21 protein-coding genes are annotated in these 25,578 nt (G+C 38.3%); 15 read left to right on the top strand and 6 right to left on the bottom strand.

Annotated features, from left to right (window positions below):
• Positions 1 to 11: 11 nt before the first annotated feature.
• The 3 genes from CGICJO_RS09830 (at position 12) to CGICJO_RS09820 (ending at position 7,295) form a co-directional block, all read left to right on the top strand.
• Complete coding sequence (locus tag CGICJO_RS09830; protein ID WP_486498732.1) at positions 12 to 4,448, top strand: discoidin domain-containing protein; 4,437 nt, start codon at positions 12 to 14, stop codon at positions 4,446 to 4,448.
• A gap of 206 nt (positions 4,449 to 4,654) precedes the next feature.
• Positions 4,655 to 5,353 (top strand): RNA polymerase sporulation sigma factor SigK, encoded by a 699-nt coding sequence (sigK, locus tag CGICJO_RS09825; RefSeq protein ID WP_087376501.1) that lies wholly within the window; start codon positions 4,655 to 4,657, stop codon positions 5,351 to 5,353.
• Between the two features lie 262 nt (positions 5,354 to 5,615).
• The gene (locus CGICJO_RS09820) at positions 5,616 to 7,295 is read left to right on the top strand and encodes an FAD-dependent oxidoreductase (RefSeq protein WP_486498731.1); all 1,680 of its coding nucleotides are present in this window, start codon (positions 5,616 to 5,618) and stop codon (positions 7,293 to 7,295) included.
• Between the two features lie 191 nt (positions 7,296 to 7,486).
• Here CGICJO_RS09820 and CGICJO_RS09815 read toward each other — a convergent pair whose 3' ends face one another.
• A complete protein-coding gene (locus CGICJO_RS09815) occupies positions 7,487 to 7,744 on the bottom strand; it encodes an HPr family phosphocarrier protein (protein WP_158096205.1) in 258 nt (85 codons plus the stop codon).
• 202 nt (positions 7,745 to 7,946) lie between these two features.
• Between CGICJO_RS09815 and mtaB the strand changes: the two genes are divergently transcribed.
• Entirely contained in the window at positions 7,947 to 9,251 is a 1,305-nt protein-coding gene (mtaB, locus tag CGICJO_RS09810) for a tRNA (N(6)-L-threonylcarbamoyladenosine(37)-C(2))-methylthiotransferase MtaB (RefSeq protein ID WP_486500019.1), read from the top strand.
• A 5-nt stretch (positions 9,252 to 9,256) separates the two neighbouring features.
• Here mtaB and CGICJO_RS09805 read toward each other — a convergent pair whose 3' ends face one another.
• On the bottom strand, positions 9,257 to 10,513 hold the full coding sequence (locus tag CGICJO_RS09805) for a glycoside hydrolase family 10-like protein (protein ID WP_486498730.1): 1,257 nt from the start codon (positions 10,511 to 10,513) through the stop codon (positions 9,257 to 9,259).
• Positions 10,514 to 10,543: 30 nt separating this feature from the next.
• Here CGICJO_RS09805 and CGICJO_RS09800 point away from each other — a divergent pair, with 30 nt between their 5' ends.
• From CGICJO_RS09800 to CGICJO_RS09780, 5 genes are all read left to right on the top strand, one after another.
• Positions 10,544 to 10,816, top strand: a complete 273-nt coding sequence (locus CGICJO_RS09800) for a DUF1294 domain-containing protein (RefSeq protein WP_087376492.1) — start codon at positions 10,544 to 10,546, stop codon at positions 10,814 to 10,816.
• A 14-nt stretch (positions 10,817 to 10,830) separates the two neighbouring features.
• Positions 10,831 to 11,772, top strand: a complete 942-nt coding sequence (locus CGICJO_RS09795) for an RluA family pseudouridine synthase (RefSeq protein ID WP_158096204.1) — start codon at positions 10,831 to 10,833, stop codon at positions 11,770 to 11,772.
• A 72-nt stretch (positions 11,773 to 11,844) separates the two neighbouring features.
• The gene (locus CGICJO_RS09790) at positions 11,845 to 12,915 is read left to right on the top strand and encodes a branched-chain amino acid aminotransferase (RefSeq protein ID WP_087376488.1); all 1,071 of its coding nucleotides are present in this window, start codon (positions 11,845 to 11,847) and stop codon (positions 12,913 to 12,915) included.
• A gap of 99 nt (positions 12,916 to 13,014) precedes the next feature.
• Complete coding sequence (locus CGICJO_RS09785; protein WP_486498729.1) at positions 13,015 to 14,514, top strand: Ig-like domain-containing protein; 1,500 nt, start codon at positions 13,015 to 13,017, stop codon at positions 14,512 to 14,514.
• Positions 14,515 to 14,620: 106 nt separating this feature from the next.
• Positions 14,621 to 15,136, top strand: a complete 516-nt coding sequence (locus tag CGICJO_RS09780) for a hypothetical protein (RefSeq protein ID WP_087376484.1) — start codon at positions 14,621 to 14,623, stop codon at positions 15,134 to 15,136.
• A gap of 54 nt (positions 15,137 to 15,190) precedes the next feature.
• Here the strand turns inward: CGICJO_RS09780 and CGICJO_RS09775 are convergent, their stop codons facing one another.
• The 4 genes from CGICJO_RS09775 to queA all read right to left on the bottom strand — a co-directional run bounded on the left by CGICJO_RS09775 (position 15,191) and on the right by queA (position 18,404).
• Positions 15,191 to 15,604 (bottom strand): TIGR04086 family membrane protein, encoded by a 414-nt coding sequence (locus CGICJO_RS09775; RefSeq protein WP_158096202.1) that lies wholly within the window; start codon positions 15,602 to 15,604, stop codon positions 15,191 to 15,193.
• 89 nt (positions 15,605 to 15,693) lie between these two features.
• The gene (gene yajC, locus CGICJO_RS09770; protein WP_486498728.1) at positions 15,694 to 16,086 is read right to left on the bottom strand and encodes a preprotein translocase subunit YajC; all 393 of its coding nucleotides are present in this window, start codon (positions 16,084 to 16,086) and stop codon (positions 15,694 to 15,696) included.
• A gap of 116 nt (positions 16,087 to 16,202) precedes the next feature.
• On the bottom strand, positions 16,203 to 17,333 hold the full coding sequence (gene tgt, locus CGICJO_RS09765) for a tRNA guanosine(34) transglycosylase Tgt (protein WP_486498727.1): 1,131 nt from the start codon (positions 17,331 to 17,333) through the stop codon (positions 16,203 to 16,205).
• A gap of 30 nt (positions 17,334 to 17,363) precedes the next feature.
• A complete protein-coding gene (queA, locus tag CGICJO_RS09760) occupies positions 17,364 to 18,404 on the bottom strand; it encodes a tRNA preQ1(34) S-adenosylmethionine ribosyltransferase-isomerase QueA (RefSeq protein WP_486498726.1) in 1,041 nt (346 codons plus the stop codon).
• 261 nt (positions 18,405 to 18,665) lie between these two features.
• On the opposite strand from queA, the gene asd reads away from it, so the two are divergent.
• From asd to CGICJO_RS09730, 6 genes are all read left to right on the top strand, one after another.
• Positions 18,666 to 19,754, top strand: a complete 1,089-nt coding sequence (asd, locus tag CGICJO_RS09755) for an aspartate-semialdehyde dehydrogenase (RefSeq protein ID WP_486498725.1) — start codon at positions 18,666 to 18,668, stop codon at positions 19,752 to 19,754.
• A gap of 79 nt (positions 19,755 to 19,833) precedes the next feature.
• Positions 19,834 to 20,739: a 4-hydroxy-tetrahydrodipicolinate synthase gene (dapA, locus tag CGICJO_RS09750; protein WP_087376477.1), complete on the top strand. Its 906-nt coding sequence runs from the start codon at positions 19,834 to 19,836 to the stop codon at positions 20,737 to 20,739.
• Between the two features lie 119 nt (positions 20,740 to 20,858).
• Complete coding sequence (gene dapB / locus CGICJO_RS09745) at positions 20,859 to 21,617, top strand: 4-hydroxy-tetrahydrodipicolinate reductase (protein ID WP_486498724.1); 759 nt, start codon at positions 20,859 to 20,861, stop codon at positions 21,615 to 21,617.
• A 77-nt stretch (positions 21,618 to 21,694) separates the two neighbouring features.
• A complete protein-coding gene (locus tag CGICJO_RS09740) occupies positions 21,695 to 23,809 on the top strand; it encodes an RNA degradosome polyphosphate kinase (protein ID WP_486500018.1) in 2,115 nt (704 codons plus the stop codon).
• Between the two features lie 14 nt (positions 23,810 to 23,823).
• The gene (locus CGICJO_RS09735) at positions 23,824 to 24,900 is read left to right on the top strand and encodes a 6-phosphofructokinase (RefSeq protein WP_486498723.1); all 1,077 of its coding nucleotides are present in this window, start codon (positions 23,824 to 23,826) and stop codon (positions 24,898 to 24,900) included.
• Between the two features lie 91 nt (positions 24,901 to 24,991).
• A complete protein-coding gene (locus CGICJO_RS09730) occupies positions 24,992 to 25,561 on the top strand; it encodes a manganese efflux pump MntP (protein ID WP_486498722.1) in 570 nt (189 codons plus the stop codon).
• Positions 25,562 to 25,578 lie beyond the last annotated feature (17 nt).

Here is a 25,578-nt window from a genome sequence, read left to right as displayed (position 1 = left end):
GGAGGAGAACAATGAAAAAGATATTATCAGTTATTTTGTGTACGGCTTTATTGGTTTCATCAGTACTGTGTGCCAGCTTTGTATCTGCTGAGGGAAAAGTTAATTCATACACCGGAACAGTTAATGACCTTAATACAGTTGAAAGTGTATACAATGATATAGCCTTAAATACACAAGATGACTTTACGGGAAATGTTGCCTTAGGTAAGACGGCAACCGCCTCCGGTTCCGAGAGCGATGTTTGGACTCCTGATAAAGCGGTTGATGGTGATAAAACTTCTGCTGATTCACGCTGGGCATCAGCAAGAGTGTATAATGTTACTCCAATAGTACCTCAATGGATTGCTTTGGATCTTGAGAAAGAAGTAACAAATATAACCGATATTACATTGACATTTGATAAGCTTGCATGGTCTACAAATTTTGATATTCAGACAAGAGCTTCAGAGGATGACGAGTGGGTTACTGTTAAAAATGTGACTTCAGATTCCGGCACAGAGCAAAATAAAGTATTTACAATAAATGACGTTACTGAGCTTGACAGATATGTTCGTTTCTATTTTAACGAGTTGAATTCTTCAGCTGCATGGGGAACAATCTCTATTAAAGAAATTGAAATTAACGGAACTCAGTCAGGCGGAGATGACTCAGAGCTTGTAGAAGTGACAGGAAATGTGGCACAGGGAAAAAATGCTACTGCTTCCGCTTCTGAAAGTTCAACATGGACTCCTGACAAAACAGTTGATGGCGATAAAGAAACCGCCGATTCACGCTGGTCATCTGGAAGAACTATGTGGAATGATCCGGTAGAACCTCAGTGGCTTGAACTTGATTTGAAAACAAATGTAACAGATATTACAGAAGTAAAAGTATACTTCAACGCTAAGGTTTGGGCAACAAAATATCAGATTCAGACAAGAGCATCTGTTAATGATGAGTGGAGAACAGTAAAAGATATTTCTGTTGCTGCAAGCGACGAAACAAACAAAATAGATACCTTTACTGATATAACTGAACTTGACAGATATGTTCGTTTCTATTTTACAGAAATTAACTCAAAGGCAGTATGGGATTCTATTTCCGTAAAAGAAATTGAAATTTACGGAACTCAGCTTATCGACCCAAATGCACCTGCTTCAGCAGCAGAGATAATGAATAAGATAACATCACTACCTGAACTTACTGTAGACTCAACTTCTATTGAACTTCCTCAGGTTCACAGTGATTATAAGATATTTATCAAGGGCAGCGAGGTTAAAAATGTTATCAGCCTTGATAACGAAGTAACACCTTATAATATCGGAGACAGAGATGTTTCTGTTATTGTTAGAGTTGAAAACAAAGAAAACGCTGAAGATTATGCGGAGAAAAGCTTTGTTGTTACTGTTCCGGATAAAACAGCTGAATTTCCAAACATCTATCCTCCGGTTGAAAATCCTAATGAGGAGCCTGCAGTAATACCCAATATTCAGGAATGGTATGGCTATACAGGTAATTTTACAATCACTTCTGATACAAGAATTGTTTATAACGATGAAGCCAATTTGGGCATTGCTAAAGTTGCAGAGAACTTAAAAGAGGATCTTTTGGATGCTTATGGACTTGACCTTCAGGTTGTTGCCGGCACAGATGGAAATCAAAATGATATTTACATTGAAGCAATGACAGATGATACATATGATGTCGGTGACGAAGGTTATTTTATGATAACAAATCATCTGGGTCTTAAAATTTACGCTCCAGGCTATACAGGTGCTTATTATGGAACAGTAACTCTTGAGCAGATTTTGTTCCAGGATAATACTCTTGATGTTCCAATGGGTGTTATAAGAGACTATCCAAACTATGAAATCAGAGGAGTTATGATAGATATCGCTCGTGCTCCGTATAGAATTCAGATGCTTAAAGATTATGAGAAAATGCTTTCATGGTATAAGATAAACGAAGTGCATCTGCATATAAATGATAACATTCATAATCCTAACGGCGATGTTACAAGTTATGAGCATTGGAAGGATACAGAGGGATATTTCAGACTTGAAAGCGAAACATTCCCAAGTCTCACATCTACAGCTAAATCAAACGAGTATTATAATGAGAGTATGGGCGGAACACCTTCCTATACAAAAGAAGAGTGGAAAGACCTTCAGACCTATGGAATGGATTTCGGAGTTGATACAATAACTGAAATTGATATTCCGGGACATTCTTTGGCACTTACAAAATATGTTTATGAAAATGCTGATGAGGCTGCAGAAGCGGGAATCACAGGTCCGGTAAACAGCACCAGAAACTGGGAACTCTTGTCATTGGAAGATGGCAGATTTGAAAATTCCCTTAAGATGGTTAAACTTTTGTTTGAAGAGTATCTTGATGAAGATGATCCAACATTCCTTTCAGACACAGTTCATATAGGTATAGATGAATACTGGAATATTAAGTCTAACGAAAGTGCTAACATGGTAAAGCTTATTGACGAGTTAAAGGCACTTTTGGAGTCAAAAGGAAAGACAGTCCGCTTATGGGCAGGTCTTGGCTCTTATACAGGTTCTAGTGTTTCCAACTACACTGATGTAGAGATGGACTGCTGGGCAACATCATGGGATAATCCATTGCAGCGTATTAAAGACGGATTTAAGATTATCAATGTTGACCAGCCTATAATGTACAACAACCCAGGAAGAAACAACCGTGATATAGTTAATGTTGAGTGGATGTATGAAAACTGGGATCCTACTGTATTTGCAGTTGGAAAAATCACTAAGGGTGAGCCAGGTCTTCTTGGTGCAAAAACCGCCTGCTGGGCTGATGTTAACCTTATTGGTATTACAGAGAAGGATTGCGATGAAAGAATAATCAGAGCAGCTGCTGTTACTTCAGAAAAAACATGGGGCGGCGTAAGAGCTGATGATACATATGAAGAATATGAACTTACATTCAGCAAGCTTAGAGATAAGACTCAGAATACAGATATAGCTATGAATGTCGCCTCTCAGTCAAATCTTGTAATGAAGTATGACTTTGAAAATGTTTCCGGCGATGTTGTTTATGATATGAGCGGAAACGGTTATGATGCTTCAATAGTAAACGGAGGAGCTGTTGAGGATGGAATGATGACATTTACAGCTGATACAAAGATTACAACTCCGCTTAAAACCATAAGCTATCCATATACTGTAACTTTCGACATAGAAGTTGGAGAAGGCAACGGCGATAATTCCGCTATTCTGGAAGGATATGACGGCAGACTTTCAGTAAAAGAAGACGGTACTCTCAGAATAAACAGAAGCTATTTTGAACAGACATTTGGAAATTACAAACTTAATCTTAACGAAAAACATAATGTAACAATTGTCGGTACACAGCAGGCAACAAAACTTTATGTGGACGGCGTTTTGGTTAAGCATTTGGGAAGAGCTTCTGCTTCTGAAACCGATTACGAGAACCTTGCAACAACATTTGTACTTCCTGTTACAAATATAGGCGGAGGATTTGTTGGAAAGCTTGGTAACTTTGAAGTTTATAATAAAGCATTTTCACCAGAGCTTATCAATGCCATTGCAAAAGGAACAGCATATAACAAGGTCAATGTTGCACAGGATAAGGGCGTTGCCGGAGACGGACAGACTGTTGGAATGGGCAATTATGACGTTGACTGGAAGAAAATAAGAGTAGGCTGGAAAGCAACAGACGGAGACGGCTTTGCACTTGACGGTTCAAATAATGTAAGCGTAACAGAGATTGACTCTTTCTTCGAGGGTAACTATAACGGTGCTTTCCTTACAGTAGATCTTTTTGAAAATCATGAAATCAGCGAAGTAGTTTTACAGTGGGATAGATCACCTCAGACTTATAAGATTCAGGTTTCAACAGATGGTAAGGCATGGACAGACGTTAAAACTGTTACATATACAGATACCAATAAGAAACAAGAGGTAATTACTCTTGATACTCCTGTAACTGCCAGATATGTAAAAATGCAGGGCGTATCATTGCTTAACGGGACAACATTTAAGCTGAGAGAATTTATGGTATTTGAAAATGTTGATAAAACAAGTCTTGCAGAGAAAACTGCAGAGGCAGAAGCTCTTATGAATAAACTTGGCGTATCCATTGTTGATAAGGGTAATTACCAAGAGCTTGTAAACAGCTATATTTACGCAAAAGCAATGGAAGAAAATCCAATGGCTGAAGCTAATAACGTAAATGAAGCATTAACAGCTTTGGAAAGCGCAATTGAAGATGCTTCTTCAGTACCTGAGTATAAGTTGGGCGACGTTGATCACAATGGAACTGTAGATGTAAATGATGTCACATTGATTCAGAAATATCTTACAAGAATGGAGCTTGATGTTGATTTCTTTGTTTCTGAAGCAGATATCGATAGCAGCAATTCTATAACTGTTTTGGATGCAACATTGATCCAAATTATGCTTGTTAAAAAGTAATAACGTGCATGATTTTTTGAGAAAATACTTTCTTAAAATAATTAAAACTTAAACAAACCTCGGATTTCAATTACTGAAATCCGAGGTTTTACATTAAATGAAAATTTGCTGCCAATAAATTGTGTTTTGAGTTTATATATTATGGACTTGCAATTATTTTATGTGTTGAGAATAGAATGTAGTACTAAAATGAAAAGAGTGATGAAATGCTGGATTTTCTTGCGTCTATTGGCAATTATCTCTATTTCTTAATACTACATGTTTGTTCAACAGGAGCTTTTCCAAAAAAGCTTTCTGCGGAAGAAGAAAAATATTGGATAGACAGACTAAAAACAGAGGATAAAAAGGCAAAAAATAAATTGGTAGAACATAATTTAAGATTGGTCGCACATATAATCAAAAAATATTATTCCGTCCAAAGTGATCAGGATGATTTGGTTTCTATAGGAACTATTGGTCTTATAAAAGCAATTAACACTTATGACCCTGATAAGAATATAAAGCTTTCAAGCTATGCGTCAAAGTGTATTGAAAATGAAATTTTAATGCATTTTAGAAACTGCCGAAAATCGGCTCAGGATGTTTCATTGAATGAGTCTATTGATACAGATAAAGATGGAAACCCACTGACCTTAATGGATGTAATGTCTGTGGATGATGATATAGTTGAAACACTGGATTTAAAAATCAAAAGTGAAAAAATTTCGAGATATATAGATGAAGTGTTGGATAGCCGTGAAAAAAAGATAATAATTCTTCGTTATGGACTTAACGGATGTAAACCGTTAACTCAGCGTGAGGTTGCACAAAAGCTTGACATATCACGGTCATATGTTTCGCGAATTGAAAAAAAGGCAATATCTCTTCTTAGAAAACGATTTGATAAAGGAGATAATCTTTTTTAATAAAGAGTTTTTATTTTTGTGATATGGTCACTGAAATGTTATGTCAAAATTAGTATAATAAAGCCGTTATATATTTATTATAAGTATATTTTAAGAGAGTTATACAAAATTGAATGATTATTTGTTAACAAAACAAAATATATTGTATAAAAATCTAGTGTTTGTTGTTGATAAAGTATAATATTAGTTATATAATATATATGAATCAGAAAATAAGCTTTGCTTGTAATATCTTTTAATATGTGAAAACGGAGGAATATTTATGAACGACAGCAAAAAGAAAGTTGTTATTGTCGGCGGTGTTGCCGGCGGAGCTTCTGCCGCTGCAAGACTCAGACGTCTTGATGAAAACGCAGAAATTGTAATGTTTGAAAAAGGTGAATTTATCTCTTTTGCAAACTGCGGACTTCCTTATTATGTGAGCGGAGAAATTAAGGAGCAGTCTGCCCTTACACTTCAAACACCAAAGAGCTTTAATGCTAGATTTAATGTTGATGTAAGAATACTCAGCGAGGTTATTGCAATAAATCCTGATGAAAAGAAAGTAACAGTTAAAAAAGTTGTAGACGGAACTACATACGAAGAAAGCTATGACGAGCTTGTGCTTTCTATGGGTGCTGACCCTATTAGACCCAATATTAAGGGTATAGAGTCAAATAAAGTTTTCACAATCAGAAATATTCCTGATACCTTGAGATTGAAGGAATATGTTGATTATAAAAAGCCTCAGAGAGCGGTTGTTGTTGGCGGCGGTTTCATCGGTCTTGAAATTGCAGAAAACATTAAAGCTGTCGGAGTTGATGTAACAATCGTTGAGATGAGCAATCAGGTAATTGCTCCAATCGACTATGATATGGCAGCAGAGGTACATTGTCACTTGAGATCTAAAGGGGTTAAGCTTATGCTTAACAGTGCTTTGGAGGAAATCGAAGAGAAAGACAATGCTCTTGAGGTAACTATAAGCGGTAGAAAAGTTGAAACTGATATGGTTGTTATGGCTATAGGTGTTAAACCTGAAAGTAAAATGGCTATTGAAGCAGGTATTGAGGTAAACTCAAGAGGAGCTATTAAAGTTGACAGCCATATGAGAACAAATATAAAGAATATTTACGCTATCGGCGACGTTATAGAGATTACAAACTTTATAACTAAAGAAAAAAGCTATGTTCCTCTTGCAGGTCCTGCAAACAAACAGGGAAGAATTGTTGCAGATAATATATGCGGCCTTGGAACAGTCTATACCGGAACTCAGGGTTCTTCTGTTATGAAGGTATTCGATATAACTGTTGCATCTACAGGACTTAACGAGAAAGAAGCAAAAAGACAGGGTCTTGATTACGGAAAAGTTTATACATATTCCGCAAACCACGCTACCTACTATCCAGGTGCTTCCATGATGGCTATAAAGACCATATATGAAAAGAAAACAGGAAAGATTTTGGGTGCACAGATTGTTGGCAGAGACGGTGTTGACAAGAGATGCGATGTATATGCAGTTGCTATCAGAGCAAATATGACAGCTTATGATTTGACTAACCTTGAGCTTTGTTATGCTCCTCCTTACGGTTCTGCAAAAGACCCAGTAAATATGGCAGGTTATGTTATAGAAAATACACTTACAGGTAAAGTTGAGCATATTTGCTGGGAGGATTTGGAAGCTGCAAAAGCTGACGAAAACGGTATATTGCTTGATGTAAGAACAGAAGCAGAGGTTGCAAATGCAGGAATCATTGATGGTTTTATAAATATTCCTGTAGATAATCTTAGAGCAAGAATTTCCGAACTTGATAAATCCAAGACAATATATATCACCTGTCAGATTGGACTTAGAGGTTATATTGCAGCGAGAATTCTTTCACAGCTTGGATATAAGTGCAAAAACTTCAGCGGTGGTTATAGATTCTATAAGATACTCGAAGCTGATAAAAATGCTAATAACTAATTTTAAATTTATATACTAACATAAAAAACAGCGTGAGATTTAACGAAAGATAGTCTCACGCTGTCTTTTATGAAAGGCAAAAAATAAACCGTCGAAAGACGGCTTATAAAAACACGAAATAAAATTTTGTAGTTTTAATAGTGAGTCGAAAGGATAAATATTGACATTTTGTCAAAGTAGAAATATACTTATCAGAGTGACTCGTTTACGACGTAATTTTCAATATCTTTTTTGAAGTCCTCAGGAACATCTCCGTCAACATTAAGAGAAATTGCGCCGGAAAATTCGCTGTTCAGTACACCCATAGAAATAACCCCCATTATTGAATGAGCGTCGATTGAATAATCGTCTTTAGAAATCTTGATACTCAAGTTTTTGTACTTGTTGGCGATGTTAACAATGGACTTTGCATCATCAAGATTTTTAATTATGATATTTCTCGTATACAATTTAAATACCTCCAAAAATCGAAATCAAGTACATGATACCATTTATTTGACGAATAATCAAGTATTTTGAAAAATTTCTTTTGATTTTCTGAAAATTATCTGATATACTATCCGCTGTGGACAGTTTTATTTTTCACAGAAATACTCTACCATTTCATATGGTATTAAAAATATTGAAAAAGGTGATAATTTGAATTTTAATGTGATAACTCTCGGATGTAAAGTGAACCAGTATGAATCACAGGTGATGAGAGAGAATTTGATAAAATCCGGATATATGCCATCCGATAACAAAGAAATAGCTGATATCACAGTTATAAATACATGTACGGTTACCTCTGTCAGTGACAGCAAAAACCGAAAGCTTATAAGAAGAATAAGAAGAGAAAATCCTCATGGAATAATTGTGCTGACCGGATGTATGCCACAGGCATTCCCTGATGATACATCTCTTTTTGAGGGCTGCGATATAGTTTTGGGGAACGCCTCAAGAAAAATGCTTGTCCCGTCAATAGAAAGATATCTTTCCAGCAAACAACAGATTATAGATATAACCGAACATCAAAACTCAGGGGAAGAATTTGAGTCTATGGCGATTTCTGATTTTGACGAGCGTACAAGAGCTTTTGTTAAAATTGAGGACGGCTGCAACAGATTTTGTTCCTACTGTATTATACCTTACGCAAGAGGAAGAGTTAGGTCAAAGAAGCTTTCACAGCTTAAAGAGGAAATAGAGGCTCTTGCACAAAAGGGATACAAAGAGGTTGTCCTTGTAGGAATAAATCTCTGCGCCTTTGGCCAGGACACAGGAAGCAATCTCTGCGACGCTGTAGATGTAGCCTGTGCAGTTGATGGAATAGAGCGTGTGAGACTTGGTTCTATAGAGCCTGAAAAGATGGACAAGGAAACTATTAAACGCTTGTCTGTTCAGAAAAAGTTCTGTCCGCAGTTCCATCTTTCTCTTCAAAGCGGATGTGATGAAACATTAAAGAGAATGAACAGACATTATACATCTGCTGAATATATGGATATCGTTAAAAATCTTTCAGAAGCCTTTGAAAATCCGGCTTTTACCACAGATGTTATGGTTGGATTTGCAGGGGAGACAGAGGAAGAATTTCAAAAATCTTTGGACTTTGTAAAGTCTGTTGGTTTTGCAAAAGTTCATGTTTTTTCTTATTCAAGAAGAAAGGGAACAGTTGCCGACAAAATGCCTAATCAGGTAAGCCCTGAGGAAAAAGACAGAAGAAGCAAAATTATGATCGAAGAAACAGATAAAAGCCGCCTCGGCTTTTTGGCTTCTCAAAAGGGCAGAACTGAACCCGTTTTAATAGAAACCATTCGCCGTGACGGCTTTCTTGAGGGGTACACAAAGAATTATACCCATGTAAAGATAAAAATAAACAAAGAAGATGAAGAAAGTTTCAAAAAGCTTTGCGGAACATTTGCAGATGTTTATATTGAAAGCTGTGAAAAGGATTGTTGTATAGGCAGTTTAGTACGATAATGCTTTTATGAGGTTAAAAGATTTCTCATATTTTCAATTTCTTTTGAAGCTTCTTCACTTACAAGAGAATTGTAGCTATAAAGTATAAATCCGTTTATATCTGCTTCACGTATGATTTCAATTTGTGTTTTGATAATATCATCACGGTCAAGCCATGTTCCGGAATCGGCGTCACTGCCGGCTTTATAGCCTGCAAGACCGACATACAATTCTACACCCGGAGCAAAGTCAATATCAATCCAATCCTGCAATGCGTCCTCAAAAGTGAGTGCTGGGTTGTCAAGGCTAAAATATATCTGCGGGCAGATATAGTCGGCATATCCTTCAGTAGTACACCAGGTAATCACGTCGGCATAAAGCTTTGCGTTATTGCCGAGATTTCCCTGAGGAGATATTCCGAAAACTGCGGTGTCGCTTGTTTCATGTACTGTTTTATAGACTTCTCTCAGCATACTGTTAACGTTTTCCACTCTCCAGTCATCCAGCGACATGGCTTCTTCTCCTTTATTGAGCTGTGAGGAATAATATTCATTATATGCCTCCGAATCGAAGCTTTTATCCTGTGTGGGGTAGAAATAATCGTCAAATTGAATTCCGTCTACGGGATATTTTTCTAATATTTCCCTTACGCCATTGCAGATAAGCTCTGTGACCTCAGGAAAAGCTGGATTAAAATAGATACCTGTGTCCGTTACTACTCCAAGATTTTTATTTTTTATATAGGGGTTGTCATCGCTGAGTGGGTCAGGAAAATCTGTAGTTTTAATTCTGTATGGATTTATCCAAGCTTCTATTCTCAGATTGTTGTCGTGTGCGGCTTTGCACATGTATTCAAGAGGGTCATATGTAAGTTCTGCACCTTGTGTTTGAAAAGTGACATGGGATGTGGGGAAGTAGTCTGAATCATAAAGAGCGTCGGCAAATGGCCTAACCTGAACAATAAGTGTATTAAATCCGTTTTTTAAAGCGTCATCGACTATTGTATCAAATTTACTTTCAAAGGATCCTTGTGAATAGTCGGTGCCGCTCATATTTAAGTCTATATAACTTACCCAAAGTCCACGGACTTCCTCATCTGGAAGCCTTGAGATTTCTTCGGAACTGCTTGAAGATTGATTGTTTTGAGTGCTGTTGTTTTCCGAATGAGGAATTTTGAAATTCTCACCGAAAAAATCTGTCAGCTTTGTGCCTGCACCGGCTATGAGTATGGCGGCAGCTAAAATAATGATAGAAATAAACTTTAACCTATTTGTGATTTTCATTGAACAACACTTCCTATGGAGATGATTTTTATGGATAAAATTTTCATTGTGTATTTAATAGTAATAAATATCATAGCTGTTATTGTGACAGTATTTGATAAGAAAGCTGCTATAAACGGCTGGAGAAGAGTTCCGGAAAAAACCTTGCTTCTTTTGTCGGCAATAGGGGGAAGCGTAGGCATGTATCTTACTATGAGGGGAATCAGACATAAAACTCTGCATGCTAAATTTATGGTTGGTATTCCGGTTATATTCGTGATACAGTGTGTAATTGTATTTTTGCTCTGTAAATATGTGTTTTAATGGCAGGAAGTAAAATGGAAGGTAATTATACAAAAGATTTTTTATCTGCTAATAGCTGTGATAACGGAGCTATCAGCTTTACTGTAGGGGAAAATGATGACGGAAAGCTTTTAAAAGTATTTTTAAAAATCACCTGCGGTGTATCAACCAGAACCTTTACAAAACTGAAAAAAATACCTTTGGGAATAACAAGAAAAGGGCAGCTCATAAAAGCCGATGAAAAGGTTTTTGCAGGTGATGAGATAGTTTTAAAACAGGTCTCAGAAGATAACAATATTATTCCTGTAAAAGGCAGTCTTGATATAGTTTATGAGGACAGTCATATTATTATCATAAATAAGCCTGCGTCTACTCCAGTTCATCCAACAAAAATACATCAGGAAAATACACTTGCAAATTTTTTAAGATACTATAGTCTTGAAAAGGGAGAGGACTACACATTCAGAGCTGTAAACAGACTTGATAAGGATACATCAGGTCTTGTACTGATTGCCAAAGACAGACACTCAGCCGGTATTTTACAGAAACAGGATATTTACAAGGAATACATTGCAGTGTGTACCGGCATTACTCCTGAAAAAGGGACAATAGATAAGCCTATCAAAAAATCAGAAAACAGCACAATGCTGAGAATTATTTCTGACGACGGAGATAAGGCGGTTACCCATTTTGAAAGAATGGACTGTTTTGACAATTCATCCCTTGTTAAACTTTGGCTTGAAACAGGCAGAACACACCAGATCAGGTGTCACATGAGCAGTATAGGTCATCCTCTTGAAGGTGACGACCTTTATGGCGGAAGCCTTGAAAAAATAGAAAGACAAGCGTTACATTGCGCTAAAATGAAATTTTTTCATCCTATTGACGGGAAAGTTATGGAGCTTTGCTGCGACATACCGGAGGATATGAAAAAAATAATCAATACAATGAATTTGTATGAAATAAATATTGAATAAATGACATTTTTGTGATATGATAATAAACAGTTAATATTTAACACTATTTAATCTTGAGAGAAGGTTATTCTAATGCAGGAAATTAAAATTGAACTTACTAAAAATCCTAAGGCTAAGCCACAAGACGAGTCAAAGCTTGGCTTTGGTCAGATATTTACAGATCATATGTTCCTTATGAACTATGACGAGGGCGAAGGCTGGCACAATCCAAGAATTGTTCCTTTCGGACCTATTGAACTCAGCCCGGCTGCTATGTGTCTTCACTATGGCCAGGAAGTTTTCGAGGGCATGAAAGCTTACAGAGGCGCTAACGGCAAGCCATTGCTTTTCCGCCCAGAAAAGAATATGGCAAGACTTAATCTTTCAAACGAAAGACTCTGTATTCCTCTTATTGATGAGGAGTTCTGTGTTGAGGCTATCAAGGCTCTTGTTAAGGTTGACGAGGACTGGATTCCAAAGTCAGAGGGAACATCACTTTACATAAGACCGTTTATTTTCGGTATTGACCCACATGTTGGTGTGCATCCTGCTCATCACCTTATTTTCTGTGTAATCTGCTCTCCTGTTGGAGCATATTATCCAGAGGGTCTTAATCCTGTAAAAATTTATGTTGAACAGAAATATGTTCGTGCCGTTAGAGGCGGTATGGGCTTTACAAAGACAGCTGGTAACTATGCAGCTTCCTTGAAGGCTCAGGACGAGGCTGAGAAGCAGAACTACACTCAGGTTCTCTGGCTTGACGGTGTTGAAAGAAAATATATCGAAGAAGTTGGAACAATGAACGTATTCTTTGTTATCGGCGACGAAGTTGTTACACCTGCTCTTCAGGGTTCAATTCTCGGCGGTATTACAAGACTCAGCACAATCGAACTTCTCCGCAGCTGGGGCTATAAGGTTTCCGAGCGTCAGATTTCAATCGATGAGGTTGCAAAGGCATATGACGAAGGAAAGCTTGTTGAAAGCTTCGGAACAGGTACAGCCGCAGTTATTTCACCTATCGGTGAACTCAAATGGGGCGACAAGATTATGACTATCAACAACGGAGAAATCGGAGAGATTTCTCAGAAGCTTTACGACAATCTTACAGGTATTCAGTGGGGTAAGATTGAAGATAAGTTCGGATGGGTAGTAGAAGTTGAATAATATTATTTTGGCAACTCACTCAATCGTATAAGAGATCTGTGGCGGCCGGATCATGTGTTTTGTGGTTCGGTCGCCTTTTTTGTTTGTTAAGGTGTGGTTATGGAAGAAATAGTGAATAATGAAAAGAAAAACAGAAATTATAGGAAAAATGCAGCTTCCCCAAAACGCTTTAGGTGGGTAAAATATGTATCGGCTCTGGTTGTGATTGTTGGAACTGCTTTGGTATATCTTTTTTTAACCGGATTTTTTAGTTTGCCAGGATTGTCGAAAGATGTGTATTATATCAGCGAAGGTGAAACTCTGAAAATAGAGGCGGAGGGAACAAGAGGAAGTTCTTTTTCCTCTGAAAATCAAGATATAGCTTCAATCTCGTCGGACGGTACTTTGGAAGGACTAAGTGTAGGAACTACAGAAATAACTATCAGTAATAAATACAATAAAAGCGACAGTGCAAAGGTTGTAGTTGTTGCTCAGCCTGATTCTCTTACTCTTGTTTCCGATAAAGAGTCCATTGCTTCGGGAGAAAAAATGCAGATATCCTTTTATGATGGAGTTGAAGAAATAGAACACAGCGTTGTGTACGAGTCACTTAACCCTGATATTGCCTCTGTTGATGCTCAAACCGGAGAGGTTACGGGAATATCCTCCGGAAAAGCTGAAATAAAAGGTACTTTATATAACGGCGTTGAGGAAATTATTACTGTGTATGTCGATGTTACACCGGTTGATTTTAGAATTGAGGACGGAAACGATTCTATAGTTTTGGTTGTAGGGGAAACATCTGTGCTGGCAACCACTGAGGAAAATTCACAGCATCTTTCTTTTGCCTCTTCTGATACTTCTGTTGTGTCAGTTGCTGAGGACGGTACAATAACTGCTGAAGCGGTTGGTGAAACCACAATAAATGTTACAAGATACAATGAATCAGACAGTTGTACTGTGGAAGTAATAGAAATGCCATCGTCGGTTCTTGTCGATATGCCGCAGATTTGTCAAAAGCCGGATTATTATTACGCCTGTGAAAGCGTCTGCGCAGTAATGCTATTACAGGGTATGGGATATGACATCACCCCTAATACATTTATTGACGACTATTTGACAATAAGATATATGACTTTTACAGATGAAGGTATAGCTGCGGCGGATATGAATTCCGCTTTTATAAACAATCCGTATGATTCTTCCGGATACGGTTGTTTCAGTCCGGTAATTGCAAAATCAATAAATAAGTATTTCAGCGATATCGGTGAAACAGAGTACAAGGCTATATATGAAAAGGACATAGAGTTATCAGATATTATAAAGAAATATTTAGCTAAGGAACAGCCTGTTTTGCTTTGGGCTACAACATATATGGTTGCATCATATCCGACTGATTCTTGGATAGTTGATTATGTGGATGAGAACGCCGAATATGAAATAGGTGATGTGTTTACTTTCCCTTACAATGAGCATTGTCTGCTTCTTGTGGGATATGACGATTATTATTACTATTTCAACGACCCGCTTTATGGTTCTCTTGTTAAATACGATAAGAGCTTGGTGGAATTAAGATATGAACAGATGGGCAAACAGATTGCAGCGGTGGTTCCTGCGTGAAATTTTGTGTTTATTATATGAAATAGCCTCAAAATTATTGAAAAGCTTTCTATATAATGATATAATAATATGCAGTTAAACGAATTGGCTTTTCGGAGGTTTTTGGATGAAAAAGATATTTACTTTCGCCGCTTTGTTGGTGTTTTGTCTTTCGCTTGCCGGCTGTGCAGCACAGCAGACCACTGCAACAGAATCAGGCATTGCAGATGACATGGATTTGGATTTGATTGTGTACAGGGATGTTCCTGAAGACGATAATGAATTTAATATTGAGCGTTTGACAATAACCTATTCTTGGGTAGGCGGATATGTTGACAGTATTCTCATGCAGTATGATTGCGCAACTGAAGAAGATGCTCAGGCGGCATACGATTCACTTAAGGAAACTTACAGTGACAGTCTGAAAATTGACGGAAAGAGAGTTACTTATAACGAAGATACCGCTGTTTGGAAATATTCAAAATATGATGAGGTTAGAAACTATTATCTTTCAATGTACTGGAGTATAATCGACGATGATAAGTATATTATGGCGATGAGTACAGAGAGCGAAACCTCTGAAACTGCTTCACTCGATGATAATTCAAACGCAACAGAAACAGATGCTACAGAAGCAGCATAAAACAAAATATTTACGCCCTTTCCTTATACTTAGGAAAGGGCGTTTTTGATAGGTTTATTTGATTTTAATTCGTGTTTTGCGGTTTACGCCTTTAATTCCTCCCAGCGCTCCGAAAATTAGAAGTATACCGAATGAAAGAACAGTTCTGTATGTAACTTCTTCAAATCCGCTTATCATTCCGCCTGTTAAAACCAGAATGAATAAAATGCCGCCTACAATGGCTCCGCAGACAATTCCTTTTTCTTTTTTGATTCTTGCGGCTACGTATCCTCCCACAAAAGCGCAGATAACATCGGCTCCTATTACTACACCTAAAACAGCTTCCGAGGAAAATGTTTTTGATACGGAGAACATGAAAGAGCAGAGGGCGACAATAGCGATGTTTATAAGTGCCGCCGTAAATACGCCTAAAATATAAGGGCGTAAAGTAGAAAAAATACTTTTCAATGATATTGTATAGCTATGCAAAAAAACACCTCCGAAAATATATCTTTAGTAGATATATATTCAGAGGTGTATGTTTTATATGTTTCCGGTAAAGCCGAGAAGAAGAAATTTTATTTTGTTTCTTCGTTTTTATCCTCAGACTTATTCTTTTTGAACCAGCCCTTGCTCTTTTTCTCTTCAGCAGGAAGCTCTTTTTCTGTGTCAACAGTTGAGATTGACCAGCGCTTTAATTTCATTTTAACACGGTCAGAACCTGTTTCGATAATGATTGCGTCTTCGTCGTCTCTGATAGCGATAACACGTCCCATAATTCCGCCGATTGTTGTAATCTCGTCGCCGATTTCAAGGCTTTCTCTCATCTTCTGGTCCTGTTTCTGCCTTTTTGACTTTGGTCTGATGAGGAAGAGATAGAGCAAACCGAAAATTGCGGCGTAGATAATAATAATCATCAAAAATGAAGTACCGTCAGTGCCGGCTGCGGTGTCTAAAAAGTTTAAGTTCATAATTTCAAATCCACCCTTTCATGATATGCCATACAATTATAGCAGACATTTTCTTTATGTGCAATACTATTAAAGAAAATTATATAAATTTATGCGGAAAACTGGAAAATTCTTCTTTATATTCTCTTTCCAAGTATTTCTCTGTAGTGTCTGTAGTAACTTTCAAATTCACCGTTGTCAAGAGCATTTCTGATTTCTTCCATAAGATTGTTGTAGAAATACAGATTGTGCATAACTGCAAGTCTCATGCCCAGCATCTCACCGCTTTTAAGCAAATGTCTTATATAAGCTCTGCTGAAATTCTTACATACTGGACACTGACACTGGCTGTCGATTGGTGTATCGTCCAATTCGTATTTTGCGTTTGAAATATTTATTATTCCCGACTTTGTGAAAAGATGTCCGTGACGGGCATTTCTTGAAGGCATAACGCAGTCGAAAAGGTCAACTCCTCTGTAAACAGCTTCCAAAATATTTACCGGGGTTCCGACACCCATGAGATATCTTATTTTGTCTTTTGGAGCGTGAGGTTCAACAGCTTCGATTATCTCGTACATAACCTCCGCAGGCTCTCCGACTGCAAGACCTCCGATTGCGTAACCGTCAAGATCGAGATCTGCAATGGTTTTCATGTGTTCAATCCTAAGGTCTTTGTATGTGCTTCCCTGGTTTATTCCGAAAAGCATCTGCTCTTTGTTTATTGTATCCTCAAGACTGTTGAGTCTTGTCATTTCCTTTTTGCATCTCTCAAGCCAACGCACGGTTCTTTCTATTGATTTTTTTGTGTAATCGTACGGAGCAGGGTTTTCAATGCATTCATCAAAAGCCATGGCAATGGTTGAACCTAAGTTTGACTGAATTTGCATACTTTCTTCCGGTCCCATAAATATTTTTCTTCCGTCAATGTGGGAAGAAAAATAAACGCCTTCCTCTTTGATGTTTCTAAGCTTTGCAAGGGAAAATACCTGAAATCCTCCGCTGTCTGTAAGAATTGGGCCGTCCCAGCGTGTGAATTTGTGAAGACCTCCGAGCTGTTTTACAACCTTATCTCCGGGTCTTAAATGCAGGTGATATGTGTTGCAAAGCTGAACCTGACATTTTATATCCTTTAAATCAAGAGCAGAAACAGCACCCTTTATTGCTCCGCAGGTTGCCACGTTCATAAACGCCGGAGTCTGTACAGTGCCGTGAGGAGTTATGAATTCGGCTCGCCTTGCGCTGCCTTCGGTTTTTATAAGTTTGTACATATTTCAATTTTACCTTTCATACAATAGTTTTTATATAATAAGCATAGCGTCACCAAAGGAGAAAAATCTGTATCTTTTCTCAACGGCTTCTTTGTATGCCGCCATAACGTGTTCATATCCGGCAAAAGCGGAAACCAGCATAATGAGTGTGCTTTCCGGAAGATGAAAGTTTGTTATAAGTCCGTCCAAAACCTTGAAGTCGTATCCCGGATAGATGAAAATGCTTGTCCAGCCGTCGCTTTCAAGGATTTTTCCGTCGTTAAAGGTTGCGACACTTTCCAAAGTTCTGCATGAGGTTGTTCCTACAGCGATAACCCTGCCGCCGTTTTTCTTTGTTTCGTTGATAAGGTCTGCTGTTTCTTTGGGCAGGTGGTAGTGTTCTCTGTGCATTTTGTGTTCGGTGATGTTTTCAGCCTTTACAGGTCTGAATGTGCCAAGTCCCACATGAAGTGTCACATAGCCGATTTTTACGCCTTTTTCCTCTATTTTTTTCAAAAGCTCTTTTGTAAAATGAAGTCCGGCTGTGGGAGCGGCGGCAGAACCTAATTCATGGCTGTAAACTGTCTGATATCTTTCCTGGTCTTTAAGCTCTTCTGTGATGTAGGGAGGAAGAGGCATTTTTCCAAGCTCCTCCAAAATTGTATAGAAATTTCCCTCACAGGAGAAATCTATAATTCTGTTTCCATCCTCAAGTACATCGGTAATTTTACCTTCCAAAACTCCTGGGGAAAATACAAATTCTGCGCCGACTTTAGCTTTTCTTCCGGGCTTTACAAGGGTTTCCCACCTGTTATTTCCCACGCACTTTAAAAGCAAAAATTCCACATGAGCACCGGTGTCTTTTTTTGTTCCGAAAATTCTCGCAGGCAAAACCCTTGAATCATTTAAAATAAGGCAGTCGCCTGGTTTAAGATAATCCGAAACATCATAAAAATGCTTGTGCTGAGTTTTTCCTGTTTCTCTGTCAAGCACCAGCATTGACGAATGGTCACGAGGCTCCACAGGAGTTTGAGCAATAAGCTCTTCAGGAAGCTCATAAAAATAATCGCTTGTTTTATTCTTTAAGGTCATATACAATCCCTTTCCTAAAATATGTTTATGTATATAAAATGTAATTCTATATGAGTTTTTAGCTAAAATTTGCTTTGTTCACCCGCTTAAAATATACTTTTCTGTAAATAATCAATTGACAATGTTCCTTTACCTGTGGTATATTATACTAAGTATAAACGGTTGAATAGGCTTTTAGCTTTAGGCTGCAATTCATATAATATAATATTATAGGGAAAATGACAACCGCTTTTTCAATTTTTTTATTTTTCGGAGGCAATTATGAAAAAATACAAAGTAGGAATTATCGGCGCAACAGGCATGGTAGGTCAGAGATTTGCTACTCTTCTTGAAAATCATCCTTGGTTTGAGGTTACAGCTTTAGCTGCCAGCAGCAGAAGCGCAGGAAAAACATATAAAGAGTGTGTAGAAGGAAGATGGGCAATGAAAACTCCTCTCCCTGCTTCTATGGCTGATATGGTAGTCATGGATGCTTCTGAGGTTGAAAAAGTTGCTGCTCTTGTAGATTTCGTATTCTGCGCAGTTGACATGAAAAAAGACGAAATCAGAGCTTTGGAAGAGGCATATGCAAAGGCAGAATGCCCTGTTATGTCAAATAACTCAGCACACAGAGGAACACCTGACGTTCCAATGATTATCCCTGAGATAAATGCAGATCATGCAAAAATTATAGAGTCACAGAGAAAGCGTTTGGGAACAAAGAAAGGCTTTGTTGCAGTTAAGTCAAACTGCTCACTTCAGAGCTATGTTCCGGCTATTCATCCTCTCAAGGCTCTCGGTGTAGATAAGGTGCTTGCATGTACATATCAGGCAATTTCCGGCGCAGGAAAAACATTTGAGCGCTGGCCTGAAATGGTAGATAACCTTATTCCTTACATCGGCGGCGAAGAGGAAAAATCAGAGCAGGAGCCTTTGAAGATTTGGGGACATATTGAGGGCGACAAGATTGTAAACTGCGACGATATTGCTATTACATCACAGTGCTTGCGTGTTCCTGTATCCGATGGTCATACAGCAGCCGTATTTATGTCATTTAAAGACGGTGTCGAGAAGCCATCAATTGATGAGATTATAAAGATTTGGGAAAGCTATAAGGGAAGAGCTCAGGAGCTTGAGCTTCCAAGCGCACCAAAGCAGTTCCTGCACTATTTCACAGAGCCTGATCGTCCTCAGATTAAGAGTGAGAGAAATCTTGAAAACGGTATGGCAATTTCTATCGGCAGACTCAGACCAGATTCACAGTACGATTATAAATTTGTTTGCATGTCACACAACACCCTCAGAGGTGCAGCAGGCGGTGCTGTTCTTATGGCAGAGCTTCTCTGCGCAGAGGGTTACCTTGATGACTGATTCAAATTTTATGAATCCAAATAATATAAAGTAACATACTTTATTATAGATAGTAGATAATAATCACGGAGGGAAACTTATGGGCAATCCAATTTTCAAAGGTTCTGCTGTTGCGCTGGTAACACCAATGCACAGCGACGGTTCTGTTAACTATGAAGTTTTGGGCGAGCTTATTGAGTTCCAGATAGCAAACGGCACAGATGCCATTGTGGCTTGTGGAACAACAGGTGAAGCCGCAACTCTTTCAGAAAAAGAACACTGCGAGGTGCTTTCATTTGTTGCTGAAAAGGTTAACGGACGTATCCCTGTTATTGCAGGTACAGGAAGCAACGATACAGCTACAGCTGTAATGCTTTCAAAATCAGCACATCAGTACGGAGCCGACGCAATTCTCTGCGTTACACCTTATTATAATAAAACATCACAGACAGGTCTTATCAAGCATTTTACAACAATTGCAGATGCTGTTGATATTCCAATGATCCTTTATAATGTTCCGTCAAGAACCGGCTGCAACATTAAGCCAAAAACATATGCCGAGCTTTGCAAGCACAAAAATATTGTTGCTACAAAAGAAGCAAACGGCGATATTTCTTCCGTTTCTCAGACAAGATCTTTGTGCGGAAACAATCTTGACATTTATTCAGGAAATGACGATCAGACAGTTCCATTTATGTCATTGGGTGGCCTTGGTGTAATTTCCGTATTTGCAAACTTCTGTCCAAGTGAAATGCATCAGATATGCCAGCTTTGCCTTGAGAATAATTTCGTAGAGGCTGCAAAGCTTAATTTCCACTACGTGGAGCTTATGGATATTATGTTCTCTGACGTCAACCCAATTCCGGTAAAAACAGCTATGAACTTGCTCGGATTTGATGTTGGTGAGTGCCGTCTGCCGCTTGTTCCTATGAGCTATGCCGGCTATCATGATTTGAAGGATTGTCTTGCAAAGTACGACCTTATAGGAAAGTATAATAAAAAGTGATTTTTGATAAGGGCGTATTATTACGCCCTTTTGTCTTTTCTATGTTAATATTTTCACATAAAAATTTTACAGAAATTTAACATGGAATTTTGTATAAAGTAAAAATAAGGAGATTTAAAATGGTTAAAATAATTCTTGGAGGCTGCAGCGGAAAAATGGGACGAGCAGTAACAGCCTCAGCAGAAGAAAACCCCAAAACTGAGATTGTCTGCGGTGTTGATATTTTCAATAATGGCAGTTTGACATATCCTGTACATGAAAATTTTTCACAGGTTACAGAAGAAGCTGATGTAATAGTTGATTTTTCAAATCCGTCTCTTTTGACAGATTTGCTTACATATGCTAAGGAAAAATCTTTGCCATGCGTATTGTGCGCAACCGGATACAGTGACGAACAGAAAGCAGAAATCTTGGAGGCTTCTAAAGTTATTCCAATCTTTTCTTCAGGAAATATGTCACTGGGTATAAATCTTTTGATAGAGCTTGCACAGAAAGCAGCAAAGGTATTCGGAAGCTCTTTTGATGTTGAAATAATTGAAAAGCACCACAATCAGAAAATTGACGCTCCAAGCGGTACAGCTCTTATGATAGCTGACGGAGTTTCAAAGGTTATGGAGCAGGAACCTCAGTATGTGTATGACAGACACAGCTACCGCAGAAAACGCAGTAAAAACGAAATCGGTATTCATGCGGTTAGAGGCGGCACAATAGTCGGTGAACATGAGATTATTTTTGCCGGCCACGATGAGGTTCTCACAATAAAGCACGAGGCTCATTCAAAAGAGGTTTTTGCAGTGGGCGCTGTAAATGCGGCAGCATTTATCTGCGGAAAAGAACCGGGAATGTATGATATGGGTGATATGCTCGCCGAAGAATAATTATTTATAAAAATACAAAAATGTAAACTCGGAGGTAGTTTAAGGTGTCAGATAAGAATACGGGTAAATTAGCATCGATGGATATACCCTATAACAACAGAGAATTAAGCTGGATGGATTTTAACTACAGGGTTTTGGAAGAAGCATTTGAAAAAGAAAATCCTGTTCTTGAGCGTTTGAAATTCCTTGCAATAACCGCTTCTAATCTTGATGAATTTTTTATGGTGCGTGTTGCCGGAGTTATGGACGAAATGCACGACGGAAGAAAAAATCCGGATGTTTCAGGCCTTACTCCAAAGCAGCTTTTCAAAAAGCTTTCCGTGAAAGTACACGACTTCTGGAAAAAACAATATTCCTGTCTTAACAGAAGCATAATGCCTGTACTTAATAAAAACGGACTTATGTTTATTTCTATAAATGATTTAAACGAAAAACAGAAGGATTTTATCGACGATTATTTTCATAAAATGGTTTTTCCTGTGCTTACACCTCTTGCGGTTGATACAAGCAGACCTTTTCCGCTTTTGGCAAACAAAAGCCTTAACATCGCAGTAAGACTTAGAAGTGAAGATGAATCGGTATTTGCTGTAGTTCAGGTACCGTCCTTGCTTCCAAGATTTATTGAAGTACCTCAGAGCGATGAAAAAGATAAAACAAGAAAGTTTATCATGCTTGAAGATATTATTATGGACAAGCTTGATGTTCTTTTTGAACTTTATAAAATTGAAAAATTCTGTCCTTTCAGAGTTATCAGAGACAGTGACTTGGAAATAGATGAGGACGTTGACAACCTTTTGGTTGAAATTCAGCGTTCAATTAAGAAGAGAAAAAGAGGAAAGCCGGTTCGTCTTGAACTTATAAAACATTGTGATGAGGAACTTAAGCATTTCCTTGTTGAGTCATTTGATGTTGAGGAGGACGAAATTTACGAGTCCACAGGCCCTCTTGACCTTACATTCTTCTCAAAATTCGGAGGTTTGGACGGCTGTGACAAATTGAGATTTGCTCCTATTGTTCCGGTTAACCCTCCTGCTGATTTTTACGGTTACGACGACTGCTTCAAAGCTATCAGAGAGAAAGACAGACTTGTACATCATCCTTATGAAAGCTTTGACGCAGTATTGAACTTTGTAAAACAGGCGGCTTCAGACAGCAATGTTTTGGCAATTAAGCAGACCCTTTACCGTGTAAGCGGTAATTCACCTATTATTGCAGCACTTATAAAAGCTGCGGAAAACGGCAAGCAGGTTACAGTATTGGTTGAGCTTAAAGCCAGATTTGACGAAGAAAACAACATCCAGTGGGCTAAAAAGCTGGAAAAAGCCGGCTGTCACGTAATTTACGGCCTTACAGGGCTTAAAACTCACTGTAAAATCTGCCTTGTTGTTAGAAAAGAAGAGGATACAATAAGACGTTATCTCCATATGGGTACAGGTAACTATAACGATATTACTGCAAGATTCTACACAGATATCGGCTTGTTTACCTGTAAGGAAGAATACGGCGAGGACGCTTCATCCTTGTTTAATGTTCTCACAGGCTATTCATTGCCGCCTGAGTACAACAAATTTATTGTTGCTCCAAAGGGTATGAGAACGTTCTTTGAACAGGCAATAATTAAAGAAACTGAAAACGCTAAAAACGGACTTCCGTCCGGAATTACTGTAAAGGTAAATTCCCTTGTAGACCCAAGCATTATTAACCTGCTTTATAAAGCGTCTCAGGCAGGAGTTAAGGTTACAATGATAGTGCGTGGTATATGCTGTCTTGTTCCGGGATTAAAGGGTATAAGCGATAATATTACAATATACAGTATTGTTGGCCAGCTTCTTGAGCACAGCAGAATTTTCAAATTTGAAAACGCCGGTGATCCTATTATTTTCATGGGTTCTGCGGACTGGATGCCGAGAAATCTGGACAGACGTGTTGAACTTGTGTTCCCGATTGAAGACCCTGATATCAAGAAGAGAGCATTTAAAATTCTTGAAACCATGCTCAGCGATACTGTAAATATGAGAATACAGAAGCCTGACACAACATATCATATGGTTGACAGAAGAGGCAAAAAAGTTGTAAACAGTCAGCTTGAGTTCTCAAAGAGAGCCCAAAAACAACAAAAAGCTGCTATTAAAAATAATATCAATAGTGAGGAAGTAGGAAAACCAATCGGAACTCCTCAATTACCGAAATGAAAGGATGTTGAAACATGAAACGAATCGGTATTTTAACCAGCGGCGGCGATTGTCAGGGTCTTAACGCCACCATAAGAGGCGTTGCAAAAACACTTTACGCCCATTATGGGGACGACGTTAAGATTTACGGCATTATCGACGGTTACAGAGGCTTGATTTACGGCGAGTACAAAGAGATGAAACCTGAGGATTTCTCCGGAATTCTCACCAGAGGCGGAACAATTCTCGGAACTTCAAGACAGCCGTTTAAGCTTATGAGAGTAATCGACGAAACATCCGTTGACAAGGTTAAAGAAATGAAACGTCATTATCAGGAAATGAAGCTGGATTGCCTTGTTGTTCTCGGAGGAAATGGCACACAGAAATCTGCAAACATGCTTTCCGAAGAGGGCATGAATGTTATCGGACTTCCAAAGACAATCGACAACGACCTTTGGGGTACAGATATTACTTTCGGTTTCCAGAGCGCAGTTGACATTGCTACAAATGTTATCGACTGTATTCATACTACAGCTACATCTCATGGCCGAGTATTTATTGTAGAACTGATGGGTCATAAAGCCGGATGGCTTACACTTCATGCAGGTATTGCAGGCGGAGCAGATGTTATCCTTATACCTGAAATTCCTTATGACATCAATTCTGTTATCAATACAGTAAAAGAGAGAACTAAGAGCGGAAAGAATTTCTCCATTATAGCTGTAGCAGAGGGCGCAATAACAAAAGAGGTTGCTGCTATGAAGAAAAAGGAAAGAAAAGCAGCTATTGCTTCTCTTGCATATCCTTCTATCTCTTATAAAATCGCCCATGAAATCGAACAGGCTACAGGACAAGAAACAAGAGTTACTGTTCCGGGTCATTTCCAGAGAGGCGGAAGCCCTGACCCGTATGACAGAGTTATTTCTACACGTTTCGGCGTTAATGCTGCAAAGCTTATCATAGAGGAAAAATACGGATATCTTGTTGCTATGCAGAATGACAGAGTTGTTCCTGTACCACTCAAGGAGATTGCAGGAAAGCTCAAATCCGTACCGCCTGATTGCGATATGGTTAAGGAAGCAAAAATGCTCGGTATAAGCTTCGGTGAATAATAAAACTTTTATAGTTTAATAAAACAGCGTGTCTTTATGAGATGCGCTGTTTTTTGACTGTATTCTGGAATTTTTAAATTTAGGTGATGATATGGGAATATTGGAAATGGTGCTCATAGGCGTAGGCCTTGCAATGGATGCATTTGCTGTGTCTGTATGTAAAGGTCTTTGTATGAGACAAATAAATTATAAGCATGCGCTTATTACAGCTGTGTTTTTTGGAGGGTTTCAGGCTTTAATGCCATTTATAGGCTGGCTGCTGGGAAAACAGTTTGAAAAATATATAACAGCTGTTGACCACTGGATTGCATTTATTTTGCTTTTATTCATAGGCGGTAAAATGGTGATTGAGGTTATAAAAGAAAGAAACTCACAGGAAGAAGTTTGCGATATCAAGTTTAGCTACAAACAGCTTACTGCCGAAGCTGTAGCCACAAGTATAGATGCTCTTGCGGTTGGAATTACATTTGCCTTTTTGAACACAGGCATTGCTTTGCCAATGACTATAATCGGAGTTGTAACATTTGTTATAGCTTTCGGCGGAGTAGTGATAGGAAACCGTTTCGGAGCAAAATTTAAGTCAAAGGCAGAACTTGCAGGAGGTATTATTTTAATTTTAATAGGTGTGAAAATTTTGGTTGAACACCTTATGGGCGGTTAAAATAAATAATAAAAGGT

This window comes from Candidatus Limousia pullorum, assembly GCF_057405065.1.
The sequence above is the reverse complement of the archived record's forward strand: the minus strand, read 5'-3'. Positions and strand labels throughout refer to the sequence as shown.